The following is a 21,608-nucleotide window of genomic DNA, read 5'->3' on the forward strand; positions in this document are numbered from 1 at the left end:
CGGCGGCGCGACACTGTCCGGATGCCCAATACGACCGTGGAGGACGCGCAGCGGAGATCGGCCGCGGCCGGCAAGCAGGCCCGCAAGACTCTGACCCGCACCGACGCCGGGAAATGGAAGCCGGGCGCCGACCGGGAGGATCCGGTGGCGATCCTGGAGCGACAGGCCGAAACCCGGGTCCAGCAGCTGGTGCCGATCCGGTACGCGCGGATGATGCAGTCGCCGTTCGCGTTCCTGCGCGGCGCGCCCGCGATCCTGGCGGCCGACCTGGCGCAGAGCCCGAACACCGGGCTGCTCGCGCAGCTCTGCGGGGACGCGCACATCTCCAACTTCGGTGTGTACGCCTCGCCGGAACGCAGTCTCGTCTTCGACGTCAACGACTTCGACGAAACCCTGCCCGGCCCCTTCGAATGGGACGTGAAACGCCTCGCGGCCAGCGCCGCGGTCGCCGCCCGCGACAACGGCGCCACCGACGACCAGGCCCGCGAGATCGCGCAGGCCGGTACCCGCGCCTACCGCGAGGCCATGACGAAGCTGGCCGGGATGGACAGCCTCGAGGTCTGGTATCAGCGGGCCGCCGCCCAGGAGATCGACGACCTGGTGTCGCGACCGTCGCAGCGCAAACAGGTCGAGAAGACCATCGAAGGCGCCCGCAAACACACCAGCCTGCAGGCACTGTCGAAACTCACCGCGCCGGACCCCGACGGTGTCCCGCGGATCAAGAACCAGCCGCCGCTGCTGGTCCCGATCGAACTCGTCGACCGCAAACTCGTCCAGGCCGCGTTCGCCGATTACCGTTCCAGCCTGCCCGACGAGCGGCGCGTCCTGATCGACCGCTACGAGATCGTCGACTTCGCCATGAAGGTCGTGGGCGTCGGCAGCGTCGGCACCCGCTGCTTCATCCTGCTGCTGCAGGACCGGGAAACCGCTAGTCCGCTGTTCCTGCAGGTGAAACAGGCCGAGGCGTCCGTGCTCGCGGCGCATCTGCAACCCAGCAGATACGCGAACCAGGGGCAGCGCGTGGTGGTCGGGCAGCGCCTGATGCAGGCGGCCAGCGACATCTTCCTCGGCTGGTCCACCGCCTCCGACCACACCTTCTACTACGTGCGCCAGCTGCGCGACATGAAGGGCTCGATCGACGTCGGCGCCATGACCGCCGAGGACCTCGGGGTGTATGTGGCGCTGTGCGGCGCGGTCCTGGCCCGGGCGCACGCCCGCTCCGGCGATCGGGTCGCGATCTCGGCCTACCTGGGCGACAACGACGTATTCGACAAGTCGATGGCCGAATTCGCGCTGTCGTACGCGGATCAGACGCTGGCCGACCAGGCCGCACTGCAGAAAGCGATCGACAGCGGCCGGGTGACGATGGCGGAGCGAGCGTACTGAGCGTCGGCGGCCGAGCCGGACGGGCGAGGAGCCACGGCGTGGTCGACCGGACCCACCTGCGCGCCGACCAGCGACGGCCCGGCACCTGAACAGGTGCCGGGCCGTCGCACGTCGTCCGCCGGGATCAGCCGGCCGAACCGACGATCTGCGCGAACCCGCCGACGATGCCGTCGATCATGGTGTCGATGCCGTCGGCCACGCCCGACCCGCCGCCGAAGCCGTCGTCGTCCCAGTCGAAGTCGTGGCGGAAGAAGTGGTGGTGGTGATGGTGGTGGTGCCCGTGGTGCCAGCCGTTGTCGCCGTCCCAGCCGTCGTCGCCGTGCCAGCCGTCGTCGACGTTCTGCAACGTCACGGTGTTCTCGACCGGGTCGGCCGACGCGCTGGTCGCGAGCGCCGCCGCGGGAATCGTGAGGGCGGCACCCACCAGAGCCGCGCGCAGCACGAGGTTCTTGCTCTTGGACACAGTGAATCCTTCCAATCGGTTGCACCACAAGCGCATTGGTGCAGATCGACCGAAGGTTACAGTGCGGTCACGGTGAGTGGCTATGACTGGAGCCGCGGCGTCTCCCATGCGCCAGCGTCAGCACGTTTAGACGGCTCACAGGGGAATCGAGGGAATATGCCGAAACCTGCATAGTGATCCGTCGAGCAGCTCTCTCCCGCTGCGAATCGCTTCCGGCGGACAATTGTCGTATGACCGCCGGTGTCGAGCTGCGTGTGTATGCCGAGCTGAACGACTTCTTGCCCTCGGCGGTGCGGTACGCGGCGCAGCGGCGGCCGGTCCGCCCGCACCAGACCGTGAAGGACGTCGTCGAGGCTGCGGGCATCCCGCACACCGAAGTCGACCTGCTGCTGGTGAACGGCGAGTCCGTCGACTTCGGCCACCGTCTGCGGCCCGGCGACCGGATCGTGGCCTACCCGATGTTCGAAACGCTCGACATCGGCCCGCTGACCCAGGTGCGTCCCTGTCCACTGCGCGATCCACGCTTCATCGTCGACGTAAACCTCGGCGGCCTCGCCCGCCTGATGCGCCTGATGGGCCTCGACGTGCGCGCGGACTGGACAGCCGACGACGCGGCACTGGCGCGGACCGCCGCGGCCGACCATCGGATCCTGCTCACCCGCGACCGCGGACTTCTCAAGCGCCGCAACGTGACTCACGGCATCTACATCCGCTCGGACCACCCGCTCGAGCAAATGGTCGAACTCGTCCGCCGACTCGACCTGGCGGATCACCTGACGCCGTTCAGTCGCTGCCTGCGCTGTGGTGGCGTTGTCGCCGACGTCGCCAAGCAGGACATCATCGACAGACTCGAACCCCTCACCCGCCGGTACTACGACACCTTCCGGCGGTGCACGGATTGCGGCCGAATCTATTGGGAGGGGTCACATCAGCAACATCTGGAGGCGTTGGTGGCCCGGATTCGCGCGGCCGTCTCGTCGTAATGAGCTTGCCGCACCTATCGTTCCTTCACCCAGTACATTCCGAAACCGGATTCGGCTGGAGCGCGTTTTCCACGGAACTCGATGCGGTCGAGGCGATATCCGAGCCTGCGTGCGACGGCTGCACTGCGAACGTTGGCTTCATCGCAGTGGATCTCGGCCCGGTCGACGCCCGGCAACGCCAGGGCGATTCGAGTCAGCGCGCCCGCGCAGCGGGTCACCACACCGCGACCGACGTGCTCGGCATGGCACCAATAGCCGATTTCGACCGCCGGCGACCCGAGGCGGTCGTGCAAGCCGATCGCGCCGAGTACTGTTCCGCCGCAGCCGAAAATGCCGTAGTTGAAGCTCCCGCCGGCCGTGGGCCAGCTCTCGGCGACCAGCTCACCGAATGCGCGTTGCCTCTCCAGGGTGGTCGGCTCGGCGAGCCAGTCCATCCAGGGATGGATGTGCTCGTATGACGCCGCGATCGCCTCGAACCGCGGCACCAGATCCTCCGGTTGCCAACGACGTATCAGCAGGTCCGCCAATTCGATCCGCTGCGGAGGACAGACCCCGGGTGCGAGAGCCGGCAGCGGTTCGACATCCATACGGTGATGGTGGCGGCACTACTGGCGGTACAGCAACCCGATATCCGCTGCCGGAGGCCACAGGCTGCCGTGAAGCCCAAGAATGACATGCGGCGCATCTCGACAACTGAGGCAGTGCCCGAGACCTACTTTGTGTTCGCAGTACCAAAGGCGCGTTCCCAGTACCGGATACCGAGGGTAGGCCGGCGCAGCAGCCACAAGTTTGCTGCCCCTTCCCGTCTCCGCCTCCCGCCGCTAGAATCGAACGTATGAGCGAATTTGCGGCGAGGTACGAGGCGAGGCTGGAGCTGGTCGACCGGCTCCGCGCCGCGCACGCCACCCTCGCCGCCGCCCAGGCCGACAAGATCCGCCTGGAAACCGAGCTGTACCACCTGCGTCGCAGTGAGGAGCTCGAGTTCGGCATCAACCCCGCGTTTGCCGGCGAGTCGGTAGCCACCGAAATCGCCGTCACTCTGAAGTGCTCCCAGCGCCAAGCCGACCACGACGTCAACCTCGGCCTGGCCCTACAACACCGCTTCCCGCACACCCGAGAGGCTTTCGCCGCCGGACAGCTGGAGCCGGCCAAAGTTCAGATCATCTGTGCCGAGCTGGACTCCGTCGCAGACGAGGTGGTAGCGACGCTCGAACCGCGAATCGTGCAGCACGCCCTTGATATCGACCCCTCGCGGCTGAAGCGCACCATCCGCCGCTGGGTCCTCGAAGTGGACTCCCGCGCCCAGATCAAGCGCCGCAAGCAAGCCGAACGCGACCGCGACGTCACAATCTTCGCCCGCGACGACGGCACCGCCGGCATAGACGCAACCATGACCGCCGAAGGCGGCCGAGCCCTGTACCACCGCCTGCGCGAAATGGCGACCGGTGACGTCTGTGGCCGTGATCCACGCACTCTCGGCCAACGCCGATCCGACGCCCTTGCTGCACTTGCCGACACGGGTCGGCTTGCATGCCAGTGCGGTCGACCTGATTGCCCGCGGTCCGACGACCTGCCGGAGCCTCGCCGCGCGCTGGTCCACGTCGGAGTCTCGGCCGAAACCCTGCTGGGGATCCAAGACAACCCCGCACTCTTGCAGGGATTCGGAGCCATCGACGCCCACCTGGCCCGCCGAATCGCACGCCACGCCCGCTTCGTGGTGCTCCCGGAGCCGCCGGAAACAGGCTCAACCCCAACATCTTCCACGGAAGCCGCCGACCATCTCCCAGCTACCGCGGAACCCGAACTCCGCTACCGCCCATCGCGGGCCCTGGCCCAGCGAGTCCGTGCCTTCGACGCCGTATGCCGTGCGCCGGGTTGCACGGTTCCTGCGGCGCTCACAGACCTGGACCACTGTGTTCCGTTCGACCACAGCGATCCGGTACGAGGTGGGCCGACCACAGAGGCGAATCTGGCCTGCCGATGCCGGCGACATCATCGGCTGAAGACAGATATCGACAACGGGTACGTGAGGTGGCGTATCCGGCAGGGCGCTGGGCGGCGCGAAGAGTGGGTTACGCCAGCGGGGGCTTCGATGGTGAGTGAGCCTGAGGGCGTGGAGTACTTGTTCCCGCGGGAGCGGGTCGCCAAGGTTCAGGAGCTGGACCCGGCCGAGGGGTCGGTCATGATCGAGAATGACTTCGGTTGTGCGGCACACTTGTTCGAGCTGATTCGACTGACGAAGGCATCCAGGTGGCCGGACGTGGAGCGCGCATGGAGCACGACGTTGTGGAAGGACGTGACGCGGGCGGTGCCGGGAGTTGAAATCGGACTCGGAGTGCCGGAGAGCGCCCCGCCGTTCTGAACACGGGTGTGACACACCGATGGACAGCGGAGGGGCGGGGCGACCGATCGAGGAGCTTCGCGCGGTTCACGCGCCTCTCTTGGTGAATTCTATTTGAGCCAGCGCATATCCAATCCGCGAGTCGCTTGTTGGGTGTTGCCCTCGGTCAGGAATCTGTCGAACCTCTCCGCAAGAGCATCTTTTGCTGGATAGTGCTTCTTGCTGGCAGGAAGATGCAGATCGGTATTGTTCAGCCCCTTCAATGCATACTCGAGGATCGGCCCCTCGTTCTGTGAATCCATCAGCTCTGGGCCGATGTGTATCTTGAAATCTGGAGAGATGCCGACCAGGTTCCTGTCGAAAGCTGCGTGGTGAATATTGCACAGGCTCAGTCCATTGTTGATAGCGGCAGTGCTGTGGTCTTCGCTATCGGCGATAATGTGAGCAGCTTCCAGCAACTGTGGTCTCCCCAGCATGCATAACGCACATCTGTTCTGATAGGCCATCAAAACCTGGATGCGGAATTGTGGTTGGTGCAAGCGGCGCTTGGTGACCGATTGGGCATACCTTCGCTCGATCGGTGTCAGATGAGTCGGATCCGAAACTTCTCGCAGAGATTGGTCGAGGGCGATGACGATGCATCTAGCGTCGACGTTGTCGGCCACGGTGAATACCGGGAAGATGGGGACGTATCTGGCACCTGCGCCGACGTCGATCCAGCGCAGAAGGATGAATGGTAGCTGTGTGACATAGGATCGGCGCAACTTCACGTTGTCGCCGACATCGATCGGGCCTTTGCGATAGGCGTAAGAAAACAGCGAGTCGCCCACGGTGTCGTCCTCGTACTCGCTGCCGGGTTTCGACATTATCGAGAGAGTCGAGGAAGAATCCCGTGGGTTTCGGATCCCGCGGTTACGGTCGATCAAAGGAATCTTGGTGCCGTCGACCTCGAAGTTCTCCAGGTCCGTGCGGGTCAAGGATCCGCCGGACGAGGCTGTCAGTTGTCTGAGCTTGGTGAAAATTCTCTCGCGAAGCTCTGCCTCCGAATTCGGGTTCACCCTGGGATTGTTGCATGTCAAGGCTGGTCTTGCAGAGGCAGGCCCCGAGGCGTCAGTGTGGCCTCCGGCCACCGAGTCGAGCGGCTCGGCATGCGCGGTCCGGCGGAAAGTCCGCCAGTTTGGAGTGTATCCATCCGAATCGCTCATATCGGCTATCTGATGACCCGTGAATTCCCTCGAGTAGCTGACGCTCTTGCGGATGTTCCCTGTCGTTCGGTCGTGCCGGTGTAGCCACGCCGCTGTCACTCGAGCCAGGACCCTCGCCGTTCGTCGCGGTAGCGTTCCTCGTCTTCGAGCCAGTCCGACGGGCCGACCACCCGTTGACGCAGGCGGCGGCGCGCGGCTGAGGCGATGCCGACCGAGCGTTGGGTCGCGGTGTGTTCCGAACTGCCGGTACGGGTTTCCGCGCGTACTCGCACGGCCGGATCGGTCGGCGTCGTAGTCGCACGGTCAGCCGCTTCCGGATGGGATTCGATCTCGGATGCGTGCTCGTCGGGGACTTCGACCATGGCCTCGAGTGCCGCGCTGAGCAACTCGGGGGCGGCGGCTGCCTTGGTCAGTCGCGCATCGAAGTCACCGCGCAGAGCGCGGGTGGCGGTCGTAAGGATCGATCGGGCGAGTTGTTCGGGGGTGTTGCGACTGAACGCGCTACGCGCGATCTGCACGGTCTCCAGTACGCCCATGGCATCGACGGTCACTCGAACTGTCCCGTCTGCGGATTTCGCTGCGGTGGTGGGGCGAGTGGTGGCGGGTGTGGTCGGCGCTTCGGTGGGCGGGCTGCCAGCCAGCTCGCGGACCAGATCGCGTGTGGAACCGGTGCTCCGGGCCAGGTCGGCGAGGACCTGGCGGGCTGCGGCTCGGGCGGCGGTGGCGATGGAACGGCTGAGCTCGTCCGCTGAAATCGTACGAAAACTGTTGGGGGACAGCACCAGTGCTGTGGGGGTGCCGGCGGCATTCACAGTGACTTCGACGACGCCGTCGGGCGAGCGGACGGTGGCGGTCAGGGTGGCGATGCGGGCGCCGGCTGCTGCTGCCTCGGATTCCTTGTGGTCGAGGTCCGCGAGCAGGCTGCCGAAGTCGATCTCCATCATGGTGCGGACCCCCTCGCATGCCGTCCCGAATGTTGGTGTTTGCCGGGATTGTAGGGAACCGATCGAGGTGGGTGTGCGTCCAATCGATATCGGGCCGGGATTCGGAACCGGCTGGACTGGCGTTTATGTTCGACCGCAAGGGGGGATCATGGCTGCGTCCGACACGCTCAAAGTGCCGCCTACCGAGGACTTCACGGCCTTCAACGGGCTGGTGGCCAAGCAGGGGGATCATCTCGGGGGCATGATCGCGTGGGCCGGTAAGCAGTGCGTCGACGGTGACGGGCTCGACGGGTTGCTCAGCGAGCTGAAGCCGTATCTGCCGCAGATCGCGCAGCCGGTTGGTGCTGCGCTGCAGCAGAGTCAGCGCGGGATGGGGTTGATCACCGGGAAGGTGAGCGCTGTCGACCGGCAGTTACGTGATCACGATGCGGAGCACGCGGCGGCGTTGAACGGGCTGTTCCCGGATCGGCTCAGCGGGGTGGGGGATCTGTCGATGATGGGGACGCCGACGGGAGCGGCCGCCGACTTCGGGGATCGGGATGTGCAGCTGAAGGAGCCGGTGGAACCGGGGGCGGTGGGGTCGTCGCTGCTGGTCGGCAGGACACTCGGCAAGATCATGGACCCGGCGGCTCCGCCGCCGAAAGAAGCGCCGAAGCTCGAGGGGAGCTCGTTCAAGAAGGCCAGGGACTATCTGGCCGGCAAGTTCTACGCCCAGCTCGAGCCCGGCAATCCGACGACGCCCGAAGGCGCTTATCACAAGTGGGTGAGCGGTGCCGGCAGCGACATCTTCATCGCCGACAAGGCATTTCAGCTGGTCACCGGCCACAGCTTCGTCGACATGACCCTGAAACCGCTTGTCGGGGACTGGGATCGGCTGATGTACCTCAGCGACGCTTACGACACACTCGGGGACGCCTGCTACACGGTCGCCGGGAACCTGCGCAAGGGCTCCTGGAAGATCGGGCAGGAGTGGGCGGGTGCCACAGCCACGGCGTTCGACTCCTATATGTTCCGGTGGGCCAACGGGATCGGTGGGGTCGGGGACTGCTGCAAGCAGATCGCCGAACGCTTCGAGGAGGCGTACGAGGCGATCATGACGCTGATCCAGACGCTGCTCACCTACGTGAGCAAGCTGATCGACAAGGAGATCAAGAAGCTGGCCCTGGACGCGGCGGAGACAGTGGCCGGTGACGCGGCGATCGAGGTCGTGGGGCTCGGGCCGGAGGACCCGGTTGCCGACGGGGTCGCCGCAGTGTGGACCGCGGCCCGGATGGCGAAGATCTACCAGGACGTGCGGATGGTGGTCAACGGTCTGGAACAGGTGCAGTCCATCTATGCCGACATCCAGAAGTACTCGGCCGAGATACCCAAGATCGAATCCGAGTTGAAGCAGTTGTGGAATCCGGCACCGTGGGGCGACGGATCGACGACCGGGCTCATAGAGGACGTCGAGTGGCGGGGGTATTACTTCGAATCCGCGGATGGGTGGTCGTCGAAGGACGGCGCCGCTCGGGTCGCGTTGCTGCCGAAGGCCTGAGCGTGACGAGCGATCATGAGCGCGCCGAAATTGCGCGGCCACAACGAAATTCACCATCGAGTGTGGTGGGAGCGAACGCTGGTCATAGGCATTGTTGCGATGTAGTTCGGCCGGTGGCTGAGCGGGCGGCATGTCATTCCAGCCAGGATCGTCGCTGCTGGTCGCGGTAACGCTCCTCGTCCTCGAGCCAGTCCGATGGGCCGATTACGTAGGCATGCCGCCGCTTTCGCCGTGCGACGGCGAAGTCCACCGCCGGTCCGGACACGATGCGGCGTGGGCCGGGACTGTCGGCACGCGCGGGGACAAGCCCTGGGGTGGATCGATCGCTCGAGCTTGCCGCTCGGCTGGTGGCGGCCGGATCGATGGTCATTGCAGGGCTACTCCTCGGACCGGGCCGGTTCGCTCGGTGGCGAGATGGGATGACCTGTCGCGCCGATGATCGCACGCACCTCCGAGCAATCGATACCGGCCCGACCAGCTGCCGACCGTCCGACCCACGACCACACTCCGCTACACGCTGCCGATTTCTGTCACACCCGCTCGGTACCCTCGCCGCATGACCGTGCTGCAGTACCAGTGCACCATGTCCCTGGACGGCTTCATTGCGGGCGTGGGTGGCGATATGTCCTGGCTGACACCATTTTTCGGCCCCGATCCGGCGGTCGACGAGGTGATGCGAGATACCGGCGCGCTGCTCGTCGGCCGGCGCACGTTCGGCGGGGACGACCCGTTGGTGGGAAATGCGGGCGAGGCCGAGCCGTACGGGGGTGGCTGGTCCGGCCAGCAGGTGGTGCTGACGCATCGGCCGCCCGCGGCGGATGTGCCGGGGGTGAGTTTCGCGGGGGACTTACAGAGTGCGGTAGCGGCGGCCGTGGCGGCGGCGGGGGACAAGACGGTGGGTGTGCTCGGCGCCCAGGTGGCGGCCCAGTGCTTGGCCGCGGGGATACTCGACGAGATCCTGGTGTTCGTCGCGCCGGTGCTCCTGGGGGACGGTGTGCGGCTGTTCGAACACGACGGGGGGACGAATATCGCGTTGGAGCTGGTGGAACGCGGCCGCACCGCGGCTGTGCCGCATCTTCGGTATCGGGTTCTGCGCTGAGCGACGGTGGTGCACTTCGCGATCGGGTGCACCACTCCGAGAGCCGGCGAGTTGTTTCACTAACTCACTCGTCCGCGGTCACCGGATGGATCTGCAGGTTGCACAGGTACACACCGGTAGAGAACGACTCGGTGGCGGTCGAGTCCGGCGGCGTGACCTGCGTGGATTTGGCGGTGCCGCAGCTCTCGCCGCTGCCGTTCCGGGCGGCGGTGCCCTCGAACAGGGCGTGCGCGGGATGGCCCGGGCGCACCACCACGGTCGGGAGCGTGTCGTCGCCCTGGGGCAGGCCACCCAGGTAGCCGCGCAGGGTGCGTTCGGCGTGGTGGACCGTGCCGGTGGTGTCGACGATGTCGACGCCGGGGTATCCGGTGAGGGTGCATGCGATGTTGTCGGGCGCGGGGAGGCTGAAGATGATCTCGGCGCCGGTGTGACCGGCGCCCGAGCCCGCACTCTGGACGAAGACGCCGACTTTGCCGGAACCACAAGGAGATACGGGATTACCGGCCGGTACCGAGGTGCCGGTGGCCGGGTGCGGTGCCGCGCTGCCCGGGACGCTGCTCGGCGCCGGGAGACCGCCGCTGGGTGTGACGACCGTGACCGGGGTGCCCGGTGTCGCCGAGTCGTCGGGGGTGCACGCCGCGGCACCGGCCAGGGCCGCGACGGCGACCAGTACGGCCGGGACGAATCGACGGTTCAGCATGGGATCCACTCCTCCTGTGGGGCATTGTTTCCCAGCAATCGCCGGTATCGGCGCAGGTCGTTAACGGCGGTCAGCCCAGGAATCCGGGACCGATCGTGTCGATGCGATCGGTGCAGACGAGATCCACACCCCACGACGCGAGTTCGCGGGCTCGCGCCGGATCGTTGACGGTATAGGCCAGGATTCGCAGGCCGGCGGCGCGGATGGTTGCCACCAGCGCCTCGTCCAACTCGCTGTGGTCGGCGTGCAGCGAAACACAGCCCAGGGCAGCGGTTTCGGTCTTCCAGTCGGCGGGGATCCGCTCGTACAACATGCCACGTGGCTGATCCGGCACGGCCTCGGCGGCGGCAGCCAGCGCCGTCGCCGAGAACGACGACAGCAGCGGCGGAACCGCGGCGCCGGACCACAGGTCGGCGGCGGCGAGCGCCACCGCGCGGCCGGTTGCCGCGTCGGTGCCCGGATTCGGTTTGATCTCCACGTTCGCGAGCAGGCCCAGTTCCCGGCAGCGCGCCGCCGCCCGGGCGAACGACGGCATCCGCACCCCGGCGAATTCGGGCGCGAACCAGGAGCCGGCGTCCAGTTCGGACAGCTCGGCGAAGGTGAACTCGGCCGACTCGCCGGTGCCGTCGGAGGTGCGGTTCACAGTGTCGTCGTGCAGCAGGTAGGCGACGTCGTCCGCGGACAGTTTCACGTCGAATTCGACCATCGTATGTCCGTGGCGGGCACCGGTTTCCAGCGCCGCGAGCGTGTTCTCGGGGGCCAGGGCGCCACCGCCGCGGTGGGCGAGCACGCGCGGATACGGCCAGGTCGTCGGCATCGGGACTCCGTTCGGGTCGGCGGTCGCCGAGAATTGTTCCCTACCGCGACCGGTCACACGAAGGTGGGCACGCCGTGCGGCAACGCCCGAGCCAGTTCGGTCGGCGGTCCGTCGCCGTGCCGCACGGTCAGGACGAACCGGTAGTCGCCGGCCGGTTCGAAGGCGATGTGGGCGAACGCCGCGTCGGCGCTGGACGCGGCGGCCAGCCGGTCCAGTTCCGCGACGACCACCGCCCACTCCGGCTCCGGAACGTACTGGCGCATCACCGAATGCCAGACCACGGTGAGGGTTCCGGGCACCAGTCGCAGGCCGGACAGGAATTCGCCGGCGCCGGTGCGGGTGATCTCGGCCGGGACCTGCGGCGCCAGGTCCAGTGCGCCGTCGAGCCGGGCGCGCCGGTCGTGGTGTTCGGGCCAGACGTAGGCGCGCAGGGCCAGGGCGGCGGCCGGATCGAGCGGGTCCAGCGGGTCGGGATCGCAGCCGTGGCGCTCGACCACCTCGACCTGTGGGAACTTCGCGGCCGCGCCGATCAGCCAGGCGGGCAACGGCTTTCGCCAGGCGTCGGTGATCCGCACCGGCGAATCGACCGGCCCCCAGGCGATTCCGTCGCCCTCCCAGCGGAAGTGGTCGGCGCGCAGGTTGAGTCCCGCGCTGCTGCCGAGCTCGAACAGGCGTACCGGCAGCGGGGCCCACGCCACGGCCGACAGCAGACCCGACAGCAGCGGCACCGAACGGCCGACGTCGTTGGTCTGCGGCGGGCGGGTCAGCCAGTCGCGGACGTGGTCGGCGTGCTCGATCAGTGTGGTCCGGAAGATCGGCCACGCCGGGGCGGGATCGACTCGATCGGAGCCGTAGAACGGCGCGAGTTCCGGTGCGGCGCCGGACAATACGAGCGCGTGCACCGCGCCCAGCAGACGCAACGGAATCGCGTCGGCGTGCGTCGCGTCCGCGTGGTCGGCCATGATCGCGGTCAGCGGTGGATCGCCGGCCCGCAGCGCCGCGGCGACGGCGGCACCCAACTCCCCGTACAGCGGGGAACCCATGTGCCGGCAGGCCCGGGCCTGGAAATCGAACTCACCGTCGAGCGCCATGGTGACCACTGTGCTCCTGGCCGCGGGTGGGAGCAATGTCACCTGCGTCGCACCCGGATCTGTTTGTCAGGACAGCAGTTTCGCCTGCAGGGCCGCGATGTCGGCGTCGGTGAGGCCCAGCCCGTCGTGCACGTAGGCGTCGAAACTGCCGTAGCTGCGGTCGACCTGGTCGAACGCCGCGTCCAGCGCGGGCGCCACCACACCGTTGATGGTGTCGCCGCCGGCGGCACCGCGGTAGTAGTTGGACAGCAGGAAGTCGTAGTAGACGGTCTCCCGGTCGACGCCCAGCAGAGTCAGCAGTACTGCCGAGGTCCAGCCGGTGCGGTCCTTGCCCGCCGAGCAGTGGTACAGCACGGCGCCGTCGGTGTTGTAGGCGATGTCGCGCAGCACGTCCGCGAAGCCGGCGTTCGCGCCGGGCGCGGTGATGAACGCGCGGTACAGGTCGGGGCCGGCGAGCATGCTGGTCGCCATCACCTGCGGCGGCGCCTGGCCGATGATGTCGTCGTAGTGCTCGACCGCGCCCGCGGGCAGCTTGTCGACGCCCATCAGGACCTGCTCGTATCCGGTCCGCAGGTCGTGCACCGACACCACGCCGTCGGCGGCCAGGGCCGCCAGGTCCGCGTCGGTGGCCTTGCCGAGCTCACCGGTGCGGTAGACCAGGCCGGTGCGGACGGTCCGGCCGTCGACCGTGCGGTAACCGCCGGCGTCGCGCGCGTTCACCACGGTGGCGAGATTCAGCGACCGGGTCGCGGTGTCGAGTGCGACAGCACCGGTCGGGGCCGGTGGGTCCGCCGCGAAGGCGGGGGTGGGGGACTGACCGAGCGACAGCGCCGCGGCCACGATCATCGACGCACCGAGTACCCGCGGCTGCAGCATGTGACTGTCCTTTCGTCCGATTTCAGTCACCATACTGGACGGTTGTGTGTCGCTGTGCTCGGTGGTTGGCGCATCGCCCGGCACTCGTCGGTCGTCACGACCCGCCGTTCCCGGGCGGAGCGTTCGCAGGCTTCGGCGACGGTGAAGGCGGCCAGGGCTTCGGTGGGCGGGCACGGATTGCCGGTGTTGCCCTTCGCCACATCGAGGAACGCGGCGAGTTCGTCGTGGTAGGCGCGTTCGAAGCGTTGGAGGAAGCTGGAATACGGTGTCGCCGAGGGGATCTCGTCATCGGGCTGGGCCGGGTGCAGCGGGGTGTGGCGGTCGAGGCCGACTGTGGCATTGCCGGTGGTGCCGAGGAGCTCGAGCCGCACGTCGTAGCCGGGCCCGTTGTGCCGGGTCAGCGACACCGTGACCAGGGTCTCGTCGTCCAGGCGGAGCAGGACCGATGCGGTGTCGAGATCGCCTGCGGCACGGATATATTCGGCGCCGCAGTCGGATCCGAAGGCCATCACTTCCCGCACTTCGCGGCCGCTGACCCAGCGCACGATGTCGAAGTCGTGCACGCCGCAGTCGCGGAACAGGCCACCCGAGCGCGAAACGTAGTGTGCCGGTGGGGGAGCCGGGTCGAGGGTGGTGGCGCGGACGGTGTGGATGCGGCCCAGGGCGCCGGTCCGGACCAGGTCGCGGGCCGCCCGGTAGCCCGGATCGAAGCGGCGCTGGAAACCGATCTGGACCGGGACCGGGGACTGTGCGAGCTCCGCGACGACGGCGCGGGTGCCGGCCAGATCGACGGCGACCGGCTTCTCACAGAACACCGGGATTCCGGCTCGCACCGACCGCAGGATCAGCCCGGGATGCGAGTCGGTGGCCGCGGCGATCACCACCGCGTCGACACCGGCTGTGAACAGGGTGTCGGTGTCGGCCGCACGGTCTACGCCGAGTTCGGTTGCGACCGCGGCGGCGCGTGCGGCGTCGGCGTCGGCGATCAGTACCGACGCGCCGAGGTCGCGCAGGGTCGCGGCGTGAATCGCACCGATCCGCCCCACGCCGATGAGACCCACCCGGATCGTCACAGCGGCCCTTCCCGTCGAGAACGTGGTCGTGGCCCCATGCTGGCACGGCAGGCTGCGGTGGGCGGTGGTTTCGGGCCGCTCAACTTCCTGACCAGCGGGTTTATCGCGGGATTCCGGATTCGCATCCTGCGCCGCCTGGCCCTGAGCGGTTACGATCGGACTTGCCCGGTTCGTGTGGGCATGCCCGAATCGCCGAGGTCGGAGAACTCGATGACCGAGCCGTTACCCCCGCTGCGGCTGGCAGCCGCACCGATCTCGTGGGGGGTGTGTGAAGTCCCGGACTGGGGTGCGGTGCTCGACCCGGACACCGTGCTCGGTGAGATGCGGGCGCTGGGGTTTCGGGCCACGGAACTCGGACCGCCCGGTTATCTTCCCGACCCGCCGCGGGCGCTGCTGGACCGCTACGGGCTGACGGCAGTGGGCGGGTTCGCGGCGTTGCCGTTGTCTCGCGGGCCGCAGGCGGTACGGGCGGCCGCTGATCAGGTCTGCCGGTCGCTGGCGGGGGCCGAGGTGCTCGTGCTGGGCGCTGGGACCGGTGCAGAGGGTTACGACGGTCGTGCCAGGTCCGGCGGTGATCATAGGGCCGCACAGAAGTATGCCGGGCGGGGCGGGCAGCGTCCTGATGACCAGGCCGAGTGTGTCGGCCAGGCGGTCGACTGGTCCGCGCTGGTCGACGCCGCCGGGGCGGTGCGTGACCTTGCCGCCGGCTACGGGCTGCGCACGGTGTTGCATCCACACGTCGGCACGCATATCGAGTCGGCCGAGTCGATCGAGCGTTTTCTGGCCGATAGTGACCTGGATCTGTGCCTGGATACCGGACACGTGCTGGCCGGGGGCGGTGATCCGTTGTCGCTGGTGCGGCGGTATCCGCAGCGCATCGGGCACGTGCACCTCAAGGATGTGCGGGCCGAGTACGCGGCCAAGATCCGCAGTGGCGGTTGGAATTACGCCGACGCCGTCGGGCAGGGGTTGTATGTTCCGCTGGGCTGCGGCGACGTGGACATCGCCGCGATCGTGCGGGCGTTGCGGGCGGCAGGGTATCGGGGCTGGTACGTGCTGGAGCAGGACACGCGCTTGGCGGCCGGCGACGGGCCGGACGGCCCGCGGGCGGATGTGGCCGCCTCGCTGCAGTACCTGGAAGACATTGCGGCACATGGTGATCGCGAGGCGGTGGCGGGATGAGCGCTTGCGGTCTCGAAATCCTCACCGTCGGGCGGGTGGGTGTCGATCTGTATCCGCAGCAGAGTGGAGTGCCGCTGGCGGAGGTGACGTCGTTCGCGAAGTCGCTGGGCGGGACGGCGACCAATGTGGCGGTGGCGGCCGCGCGGCTGGGGCGGCGGACTGCGGTGCTGACCAAGGTCGGGCCGGACGGCTTCGGGGAGTATGTGCGAAAGGCTTTGGGGGAGTTCGGGGTCACCAGCGGGTTCGTGTCGACCGCGCCGGGTCTGCAGACGCCGGTGGTGTTCTGTGAACTGAATCCGCCGGACGATCCGCCGCTGCTGTTCTACCGTGCACCGGTCGCTCCCGATCTGACCCTGACCGCCGCCGACGTCCCCTGGCCGATCGTCGCGGAGGTACCACTGCTGTGGGTGACCGGGACCGGCGTCAGCGTCGAGCCCGCCCGAAGCACGCAGCGGGACATGCTGATTCGCCGAGGCCGGCGAGCGTACACCGTGCTCGATCTCGACTACCGGCACATGTTCTGGCCGGATGCCGCGACCGCGCGGCAGGAGATCGGGTGGATGCTCGACCATGTGACGGTGGTGGTGGGCAATCGCGCCGAAGTCGAGATCGTTACCGGCACAGCCGATCCCGGGCTCGCGGCGGACCGGCTGCTGGCGCACGGGATCGATCTCGCCTTCATCAAGTGCGGCCCCGAGGGAGTGTTCGTCGCAACCGATACCGAACGGGTCCACGTGCCGGCCGCGCCGGTCGAGGTGGTGTGCGGACTCGGGGCGGGTGACGGGTTCGGCGGCGCGCTGGCACACGGACTGCTCGCCGGCTGGGATCCGGAGCGAATCGCGCGCTACGCCAATGCGGCCGGTGCGCTGGTGGCGGGTCGGCTGGCGTGTGCCGATGCGATGCCGACCGCCGTTGAGGTGGAGGAGCTGTTGGCGCGGCAGGTGATTCGGCCGGGGGTGGCGCTGTGACCGCCCGGCACCGGCCGCTCGGATCGCTGCGGGACGGCGACGACCCGGTCGTTCTCACGCCCGCGGATGCCGGGTGGTCGTTCGCGGGACTGCGGGTGCTGACTGTGGCCGCGGGAACCACCCGGACCGTGCACACCGGCGACAGTGAGGCTTTCGTCTTGCCGCTGTCCGGTGGGGTCACGGTGGCGGTGGACGGTAGGGAGTTCGAATTGGCCGGTCGCCGTTCGGTATTCACTCGGGTGACCGATTTCGCCTACGTGCCGCGGGATGCCGAGGTGGTGATCGGTGCGGAGCGGGATGCGGTGGTGGCGTTGCCCATGGCTCGGTGTGAGCGGCGGCTGGACGCGAGATACGGGGCGGCCGAGGAGGTTCCGGTGGAGGTGCGGGGTGCCGGTGCGGCCACGCGGCAGGTGAACAACTTCGGGGTGCCGGGCGTATGGGACCAGGCGGATCGGCTGATCGCGTGTGAAGTGCTGACGCCGGAGGGCAACTGGTCGTCGTATCCGCCGCACAAGCACGACGAGGATCGGGTGGGGGAGTCGGTGAACGAAGAGATCTACTACTTCCGGATCGCGGGACCGGACGGGATCACGCCGAACCGCAACGGGTTCGGGTTGCATCGCACGTACACCGCGGACGGGGAGATCGACGACACGGTGACTGTCGGTGACGGGGGTGTGTTCCTGATTCCCCGCGGCTACCACGGTCCTTCGGTGGCGGCGCCCGGGTATCCGATGTACTACCTGAACGTGCTGGCGGGGCCGGGACCGGACCGGTCCATGGCGTTCTGTGACGATCCCGCGCACACCTGGGTGCGCGAATCCTGGGGTGCGCTGGCGCCCGATCCGCGGTGCCCGCTCACCGGTCCGGAGGAGCGATCATGAACCTCACCACGGCGCAGGCGCTGGTCGGCTGGCTGATCGCGCAGCGGTCCGAAACCTTGGACGGGCGTGAAGTTCCGCTGTTCCCAGCGGTTTTCGCGATCTTCGGGCACGGCAACGTGCTCGGGATCGGGACCGCGCTGCAGGAGCGCAGCGACGTGCTGCCGGTGTGGCGGGGCAACACCGAGCAGGGGATGGCGCTGGCCGCGGTCGGCCTGGCGAAGGCCGCGCATCGGCGGCAGGTGGGGGTGGCCACCGCGTCGATCGGGCCGGGCGCGCTCAATATGGTGACCGCTGCCGCCGTCGCGCACGCCGACCGGCTGCCGCTGCTGTTGCTGCCCGGCGACACCTTCACCGGCCGCGCGCCCGATCCGGTACTGCAGCAACTCGAATACTTCGGTGACGGCACCGCGACCGCCAACGACGCGTTCCGCGCGGTGAGCCGGTACTTCGACCGCATCACCCGGCCCGAGCAGCTGCTCGCGGCGCTGCCGCAGGTCGCGCGGGTGCTCACCGACCCGGCGGCGTCCGGGCCGGTGACCCTCGCCCTGCCGCAGGACGTGCAGGTGGAGACCTTCGACTTCCCGGAGAGCCTGTTCGAACCGATCGTGCACGCGCCGCCGCGCCCGCGCGCCGACGTCACCGAACTCGACACGGCCGCGGCGGCGATTCGGGATTCGGTCCGGCCGCTGCTGATCGTCGGTGGCGGCGTTCGGTATTCGGGGGCCGGGGAATCGGCCGCCGCGTTCGCGGGCCGCTACGGCCTCGCGGTCACCGAGACCACCGCCGGGCGCACGCTGATCCCGCACTCGCAGCACGGATATGCCGGGCCGCTGGGCATCACCGGGTCGGCGGGCGCGAATGTGGTTGCCGCCGAAGCGGATCTGGTACTGGCCGTCGGAACCCGGTTGCAGGACTTCACGACCGCGTCGTGGACCCTGTTCGATCCCGACGTGCGGTTCGTGACGGTCAACGTGGCCCGCTTCGACGCGGTGAAACACGGCGCGGTCGCGGTCGTCGCCGATGCCGCGACCGCGATCGCCGACCTCGACGACCGGCTCGCGGACTGGCCGGGCGCGGACCGGGAGTGGCTCGCGCGCGCCGACCTGGCCCGCGCCGACTGGGACGGCCGCATCGACGCGCTGCGCGCGGCGGACTCGGGGCCGCCCAGCTATGCCCAGATCGTCGGTGTGGTCAACGATCTCAGCGGTCCCGGTGACTACGTGCTGACCGCCGCCGGTGGCCTGCCCGGTGAACTGGCCGGCGGCTGGCGGGCGATCGGCGGTGAGCCGACGATGGACATCGAATACGGATTCTCTTGTATGGGTTACGAACTCGCCGGTGCCTGGGGTGCGGCGATGACTCACCGCGCGGGCATCGTGACCACGCTGGTCGGTGACGGCTCCTATCTGATGGGCGGCTCCGAGCTGTTCTCGGCCGCGTTCGCGGGTCATCCGTTCGTGGCGGTGGTGTGCGACAACGACGGGTACGCGGTGATCGACCGGCTCGGCCGCGACCAGGGCGCCCCGCCGTTCAACAACATGTTCACCGACTGCCGGACCAACCATCTGCTGCCGCCGCGAGTGGACTTCGCGGCCCACGCCCGCGCGCTGGGTGCGCTGGTGTTCCCGGCCGCCGATCTCGCCGGGCTGCGCGCCGCGTATCCGCAGGCTCGCGCCGCCGCGTTCGCGCATCGCCGCCCGGCCGTGATCGTGGTGCCGACCCGTCCCGGTGACTGGACCGACGCGGGCGCGTGGTGGGAAGTCGGAGTCCCCGCACATCTCGAGGGATACGTCACATTCGTGCACGGGAAGTCCGCACAGGTGCGTCGTGTGAACTAGGTTGCACCGAAGCCGCTTCTGGTTCCGTCTGGACTGATGCCGCAGTCCCCGTTAGGGTCTGGCCGGTCGGGGTCGAAGGACGGCTCAGCGGCAGAAGGTATCGCGGATGACGTACGGCACGGTCAAGTGGTTCGACAGCAAGAAGGGGTTCGGATTCATCACCGCAGACGATGGTGGTCCGGACGTGTTCGTCGACTACGCCGAGCTGGAAGGGGAGGGTTTCCGCAGCCTGGAGGCCGGACAGCGGGTCGAATTCGAGACGCGGCCGGCCAAGACCGGGCCGGAGGCCCGGGCCGTGCGGGTCGTGCCGCCGCGATGACCCACTCAGTGGGATGTGGCGCGATACACACCACGTGATTTTTGTCGGTCGAGTCACGTCGGGGAAGGGTCGGCTAACGAGAAATGAATGCCCGATACCGCCCGGTAATCGTCCGGTGGCCACGGTCGCTGATCGCGAAAATTTTCGGTGCGCCGACCCCGGAGCGCGGGGTTCGGGCCGTCGGAACCCGGCCCGCGGCGTCCGCGCAGCGGCCGGAGCGACCTCGTGCCATCCCGGGTGGGGAGTTCGTTTCTTCGTGCTGACCAGCGCGGATCCCGGTTGCTGAGCGGTGGCCGGGTCGTGGTGGACCGGCCTCGGCTATCGGTCGGTCCCCACCGTCGGCGGCCGGGTTCGGTGTCACCGACAACCATCGGCTATTTCCGAATGGACGGCTCGTCCCGGTTCGGAAAGCGGCGACCGGGTGTGGTGTGGTACGGAACACTTCCGAACGGGGGCAAACGATCGGCAATACCAACTGGTCATAAGTGTGCTGGCGCGGACGCTGGAAGTCATGGCATGGTGGTAACCATCGGGACCGGGCCGATCGAAGATGGATCCCCGGCTCGTCTACAGAAGGTATGAAATGGCACAGGGCATTGTGAAGTGGTTCAACAGCGAGAAGGGCTTCGGGTTCATTGCTCAGGACAATGGTGGTCCTGACGTGTTCGTGCACTACTCGGCTGTCACCGGTAGCGGCTTCCGCTCCCTCGACGAGGGTCAGCGCGTGGAGTTCGAGATCGGGCAGGGCCAGAAGGGCCCGCAGGCTCAGGGCGTTCGCGTTATCTGATCAGCGAGACTTCGCGCGAGCCCCGCACCGGATCCGGTGCGGGGCTCGCACTTTTTTGCCCAGGATTAGGTTGCATTCTGCAATGCTTTACAGCATTCAGCCGCGCAAAGCCTCGGTCCGGAAGAATTCCGCTGTGATCGCTTTGATCCGCACCAGATCTCGATCGTCGGACTTCGGAAACGCATTCTCCGCAGCGGCGAATTCCGCTTCGATGAAGGCGGCGACCGCCGCCGGTGCGCGTCCGTTGCCCAATTCCCGTGTGCGGGACTTCGCTTCGGTCAGATCGGCCACCGCCGTGGTCAGCTCGGCCGGCAGCGTACATCCGGCCATCAGGGTCGGCAGGTGCATCGGCGCCACCACGGCGGTGGGATGCTCGCGCAGCCAGCGCAGCGCCATCGCGGGCCGCAGCGAGTAGAACAGCTTCTTCAGCGGCCCCTCCCCGCCGAACAGCGCCCACTGGCGTTCGCCCAGGTGCAGATAGTGGCGGGCCACCCGGTTCCGGTCGGCGACCTCCTCGGCCAGCTCGCGCAGCGCGTCGCGGAAGGTGTGGTCGCCGCGGTAGACGATCGGCGACATCAGCCATTCGACGATCACCGCGTTGCCGTTCACCAACAGGCGCAACGCCTTTCCGAGATCCCAGCCGTTCACATCGAGCAATCCGACCAGCGGGGTCTCGATCACGTCGCGCTGCGTCCACGGGGACAGGTAGGTTTCCAGCCCCGCCACGTAGACGAAACGGCAGTCGTAGTCGGAATCCGGTGAGGGGAAGCCCCAGGCGCGGCTGCCGCTCTCGATCGCCCACGGGATTCGGACACCGAATTCGGTTGTGACACGGTCGAGTTCGGCCTGCACCTCTGCGACCACCGCCGGATCCATCGTCGGATCGGCCCCCGCCGGCCGAGTCGGCCCGGCTGCCACGTTCAACTCCCCGTCCCGCATGGCCGAATGCTATAGCGGCGGAGGGTGATCGCGCAGCCGGCTTTCACCCCGACCGGTCGGTAATCGTTCCGTGTCCTACCGGCAAACTCGGGGCCGGGTCGTTATGGCCCGGTCGCGCGCTGTTGATCCGCCGGTCGCCGTCGGGTGCCACCCTGGTGGTAGCGGTGGCCACAGGA

At 68.0% G+C, this 21,608-nt stretch carries 22 protein-coding genes; 11 read left to right on the forward strand and 11 right to left on the reverse strand.

Annotation, left to right across the window (positions count from 1 at the left end; translation table 11 throughout):
- The first annotated feature begins 21 nt into the window (after positions 1 to 21).
- Complete coding sequence (locus EBN03_RS04240) at positions 22 to 1,386, forward strand: DUF2252 domain-containing protein (RefSeq protein ID WP_122186448.1); 1,365 nt, start codon at positions 22 to 24, stop codon at positions 1,384 to 1,386.
- Positions 1,387 to 1,510: 124 nt separating this feature from the next.
- Here EBN03_RS04240 and EBN03_RS04245 read toward each other — a convergent pair whose 3' ends face one another.
- Positions 1,511 to 1,849 (reverse strand): hypothetical protein, encoded by a 339-nt coding sequence (locus EBN03_RS04245; protein ID WP_147471458.1) that lies wholly within the window; start codon positions 1,847 to 1,849, stop codon positions 1,511 to 1,513.
- 230 nt (positions 1,850 to 2,079) lie between these two features.
- On the opposite strand from EBN03_RS04245, the gene EBN03_RS04250 reads away from it, so the two are divergent.
- The gene (locus EBN03_RS04250) at positions 2,080 to 2,832 is read left to right on the forward strand and encodes a Mut7-C RNAse domain-containing protein (protein WP_122186450.1); all 753 of its coding nucleotides are present in this window, start codon (positions 2,080 to 2,082) and stop codon (positions 2,830 to 2,832) included.
- 14 nt (positions 2,833 to 2,846) lie between these two features.
- Here EBN03_RS04250 and EBN03_RS04255 read toward each other — a convergent pair whose 3' ends face one another.
- On the reverse strand, positions 2,847 to 3,419 hold the full coding sequence (locus tag EBN03_RS04255) for a GNAT family N-acetyltransferase (RefSeq protein ID WP_122186451.1): 573 nt from the start codon (positions 3,417 to 3,419) through the stop codon (positions 2,847 to 2,849).
- A gap of 248 nt (positions 3,420 to 3,667) precedes the next feature.
- Between EBN03_RS04255 and EBN03_RS04260 the strand changes: the two genes are divergently transcribed.
- Entirely contained in the window at positions 3,668 to 5,194 is a 1,527-nt protein-coding gene (locus EBN03_RS04260; protein WP_122186452.1) for an HNH endonuclease signature motif containing protein, read from the forward strand.
- A gap of 89 nt (positions 5,195 to 5,283) precedes the next feature.
- Here EBN03_RS04260 and EBN03_RS04265 read toward each other — a convergent pair whose 3' ends face one another.
- Together EBN03_RS04265 and EBN03_RS04270 are read right to left on the reverse strand one after the other, a co-directional pair.
- Positions 5,284 to 6,231 (reverse strand): HNH endonuclease, encoded by a 948-nt coding sequence (locus EBN03_RS04265; RefSeq protein ID WP_233608109.1) that lies wholly within the window; start codon positions 6,229 to 6,231, stop codon positions 5,284 to 5,286.
- Between the two features lie 242 nt (positions 6,232 to 6,473).
- Positions 6,474 to 7,322, reverse strand: coding sequence for a YbaB/EbfC family nucleoid-associated protein (locus EBN03_RS04270; RefSeq protein WP_122186454.1), 849 nt, complete (start codon positions 7,320 to 7,322; stop codon positions 6,474 to 6,476).
- A 148-nt stretch (positions 7,323 to 7,470) separates the two neighbouring features.
- On the opposite strand from EBN03_RS04270, the gene EBN03_RS04275 reads away from it, so the two are divergent.
- The gene (locus EBN03_RS04275; protein ID WP_122186455.1) at positions 7,471 to 8,859 is read left to right on the forward strand and encodes a hypothetical protein; all 1,389 of its coding nucleotides are present in this window, start codon (positions 7,471 to 7,473) and stop codon (positions 8,857 to 8,859) included.
- 133 nt (positions 8,860 to 8,992) lie between these two features.
- On the opposite strand, the gene EBN03_RS33595 is transcribed toward EBN03_RS04275, so the two are convergent.
- Positions 8,993 to 9,229: a hypothetical protein gene (locus EBN03_RS33595; RefSeq protein ID WP_147471459.1), complete on the reverse strand. Its 237-nt coding sequence runs from the start codon at positions 9,227 to 9,229 to the stop codon at positions 8,993 to 8,995.
- Positions 9,230 to 9,415: 186 nt separating this feature from the next.
- Between EBN03_RS33595 and EBN03_RS04280 the strand changes: the two genes are divergently transcribed.
- The gene (locus EBN03_RS04280; RefSeq protein WP_122186456.1) at positions 9,416 to 9,958 is read left to right on the forward strand and encodes a dihydrofolate reductase family protein; all 543 of its coding nucleotides are present in this window, start codon (positions 9,416 to 9,418) and stop codon (positions 9,956 to 9,958) included.
- A 64-nt stretch (positions 9,959 to 10,022) separates the two neighbouring features.
- Here the strand turns inward: EBN03_RS04280 and EBN03_RS04285 are convergent, their stop codons facing one another.
- From EBN03_RS04285 to EBN03_RS04305, 5 genes are all read right to left on the reverse strand, one after another.
- Positions 10,023 to 10,658: a DUF4232 domain-containing protein gene (locus EBN03_RS04285; protein WP_147471460.1), complete on the reverse strand. Its 636-nt coding sequence runs from the start codon at positions 10,656 to 10,658 to the stop codon at positions 10,023 to 10,025.
- A 70-nt stretch (positions 10,659 to 10,728) separates the two neighbouring features.
- On the reverse strand, positions 10,729 to 11,475 hold the full coding sequence (gene ugpQ / locus EBN03_RS04290) for a glycerophosphodiester phosphodiesterase (RefSeq protein WP_122186458.1): 747 nt from the start codon (positions 11,473 to 11,475) through the stop codon (positions 10,729 to 10,731).
- 53 nt (positions 11,476 to 11,528) lie between these two features.
- The gene (locus EBN03_RS04295) at positions 11,529 to 12,566 is read right to left on the reverse strand and encodes a DUF2332 domain-containing protein (RefSeq protein WP_122186811.1); all 1,038 of its coding nucleotides are present in this window, start codon (positions 12,564 to 12,566) and stop codon (positions 11,529 to 11,531) included.
- 66 nt (positions 12,567 to 12,632) lie between these two features.
- Positions 12,633 to 13,442 carry a tyrosine-protein phosphatase gene (locus EBN03_RS04300; RefSeq protein ID WP_122186459.1) on the reverse strand — a complete coding sequence of 270 codons (810 nt, stop codon included), beginning with the start codon at positions 13,440 to 13,442 and terminating at the stop codon, positions 12,633 to 12,635.
- A gap of 26 nt (positions 13,443 to 13,468) precedes the next feature.
- Positions 13,469 to 14,515 (reverse strand): Gfo/Idh/MocA family protein, encoded by a 1,047-nt coding sequence (locus tag EBN03_RS04305; protein ID WP_199742583.1) that lies wholly within the window; start codon positions 14,513 to 14,515, stop codon positions 13,469 to 13,471.
- A 210-nt stretch (positions 14,516 to 14,725) separates the two neighbouring features.
- On the opposite strand from EBN03_RS04305, the gene EBN03_RS04310 reads away from it, so the two are divergent.
- The 6 genes from EBN03_RS04310 (at position 14,726) to EBN03_RS04335 (ending at position 20,493) form a co-directional block, all read left to right on the forward strand.
- Positions 14,726 to 15,697, forward strand: a complete 972-nt coding sequence (locus EBN03_RS04310) for a TIM barrel protein (protein ID WP_122186813.1) — start codon at positions 14,726 to 14,728, stop codon at positions 15,695 to 15,697.
- Positions 15,694 to 16,665, forward strand: a complete 972-nt coding sequence (iolC, locus tag EBN03_RS04315; protein WP_122186460.1) for a 5-dehydro-2-deoxygluconokinase — start codon at positions 15,694 to 15,696, stop codon at positions 16,663 to 16,665. Before EBN03_RS04310 ends, iolC begins: the two co-directional genes overlap by 4 nt.
- Entirely contained in the window at positions 16,662 to 17,549 is an 888-nt protein-coding gene (gene iolB / locus EBN03_RS04320) for a 5-deoxy-glucuronate isomerase (RefSeq protein WP_122186461.1), read from the forward strand. The genes iolC and iolB overlap by 4 nt, the downstream gene beginning before the upstream one ends.
- The gene (gene iolD / locus EBN03_RS04325) at positions 17,546 to 19,387 is read left to right on the forward strand and encodes a 3D-(3,5/4)-trihydroxycyclohexane-1,2-dione acylhydrolase (decyclizing) (protein WP_122186462.1); all 1,842 of its coding nucleotides are present in this window, start codon (positions 17,546 to 17,548) and stop codon (positions 19,385 to 19,387) included. Before iolB ends, iolD begins: the two co-directional genes overlap by 4 nt.
- 106 nt (positions 19,388 to 19,493) lie before the next feature.
- Entirely contained in the window at positions 19,494 to 19,706 is a 213-nt protein-coding gene (locus tag EBN03_RS04330) for a cold-shock protein (RefSeq protein WP_122186463.1), read from the forward strand.
- Between the two features lie 583 nt (positions 19,707 to 20,289).
- Positions 20,290 to 20,493 (forward strand): cold-shock protein, encoded by a 204-nt coding sequence (locus tag EBN03_RS04335; RefSeq protein WP_122186814.1) that lies wholly within the window; start codon positions 20,290 to 20,292, stop codon positions 20,491 to 20,493.
- A gap of 96 nt (positions 20,494 to 20,589) precedes the next feature.
- Here the strand turns inward: EBN03_RS04335 and EBN03_RS04340 are convergent, their stop codons facing one another.
- Positions 20,590 to 21,432 (reverse strand): nucleotidyltransferase domain-containing protein, encoded by an 843-nt coding sequence (locus tag EBN03_RS04340; RefSeq protein WP_233608111.1) that lies wholly within the window; start codon positions 21,430 to 21,432, stop codon positions 20,590 to 20,592.
- Between the last annotated feature and the right edge of the window lie 176 nt (positions 21,433 to 21,608).

The sequence above is a fragment of the Nocardia stercoris genome, from assembly GCF_003696265.1.
Taxonomy (GTDB): domain Bacteria; phylum Actinomycetota; class Actinomycetes; order Mycobacteriales; family Mycobacteriaceae; genus Nocardia; species Nocardia stercoris.

Bases quoted from the DNA above. Each gene is read 5' to 3' on its own strand.
- EBN03_RS04240 (WP_122186448.1), top strand. From the start codon at position 22: ATGCCCAATACGACCGTGGAGGACGCGCAGCGGAGATCGGCCGCGGCC.
- EBN03_RS04250 (WP_122186450.1), top strand. From the start codon at position 2,080: ATGACCGCCGGTGTCGAGCTGCGTGTGTATGCCGAGCTGAACGACTTC.
- EBN03_RS04255 (WP_122186451.1), bottom strand. From the start codon at position 3,419: ATGGATGTCGAACCGCTGCCGGCTCTCGCACCCGGGGTCTGTCCTCCG.
- EBN03_RS04260 (WP_122186452.1), top strand. From the start codon at position 3,668: ATGAGCGAATTTGCGGCGAGGTACGAGGCGAGGCTGGAGCTGGTCGAC.
- EBN03_RS04270 (WP_122186454.1), bottom strand. From the start codon at position 7,322: ATGATGGAGATCGACTTCGGCAGCCTGCTCGCGGACCTCGACCACAAG.
- EBN03_RS04275 (WP_122186455.1), top strand. From the start codon at position 7,471: ATGGCTGCGTCCGACACGCTCAAAGTGCCGCCTACCGAGGACTTCACG.
- EBN03_RS33595 (WP_147471459.1), bottom strand. From the start codon at position 9,229: ATGACCATCGATCCGGCCGCCACCAGCCGAGCGGCAAGCTCGAGCGAT.
- EBN03_RS04280 (WP_122186456.1), top strand. From the start codon at position 9,416: ATGACCGTGCTGCAGTACCAGTGCACCATGTCCCTGGACGGCTTCATT.
- EBN03_RS04285 (WP_147471460.1), bottom strand. From the start codon at position 10,658: ATGCTGAACCGTCGATTCGTCCCGGCCGTACTGGTCGCCGTCGCGGCC.
- ugpQ (WP_122186458.1), bottom strand. From the start codon at position 11,475: ATGCCGACGACCTGGCCGTATCCGCGCGTGCTCGCCCACCGCGGCGGT.
- EBN03_RS04295 (WP_122186811.1), bottom strand. From the start codon at position 12,566: ATGGCGCTCGACGGTGAGTTCGATTTCCAGGCCCGGGCCTGCCGGCAC.
- EBN03_RS04300 (WP_122186459.1), bottom strand. From the start codon at position 13,442: ATGCTGCAGCCGCGGGTACTCGGTGCGTCGATGATCGTGGCCGCGGCG.
- EBN03_RS04310 (WP_122186813.1), top strand. From the start codon at position 14,726: ATGACCGAGCCGTTACCCCCGCTGCGGCTGGCAGCCGCACCGATCTCG.
- iolC (WP_122186460.1), top strand. From the start codon at position 15,694: ATGAGCGCTTGCGGTCTCGAAATCCTCACCGTCGGGCGGGTGGGTGTC.
- iolD (WP_122186462.1), top strand. From the start codon at position 17,546: ATGAACCTCACCACGGCGCAGGCGCTGGTCGGCTGGCTGATCGCGCAG.
- EBN03_RS04330 (WP_122186463.1), top strand. From the start codon at position 19,494: ATGACGTACGGCACGGTCAAGTGGTTCGACAGCAAGAAGGGGTTCGGA.
- EBN03_RS04335 (WP_122186814.1), top strand. From the start codon at position 20,290: ATGGCACAGGGCATTGTGAAGTGGTTCAACAGCGAGAAGGGCTTCGGG.
- EBN03_RS04340 (WP_233608111.1), bottom strand. From the start codon at position 21,432: ATGCGGGACGGGGAGTTGAACGTGGCAGCCGGGCCGACTCGGCCGGCG.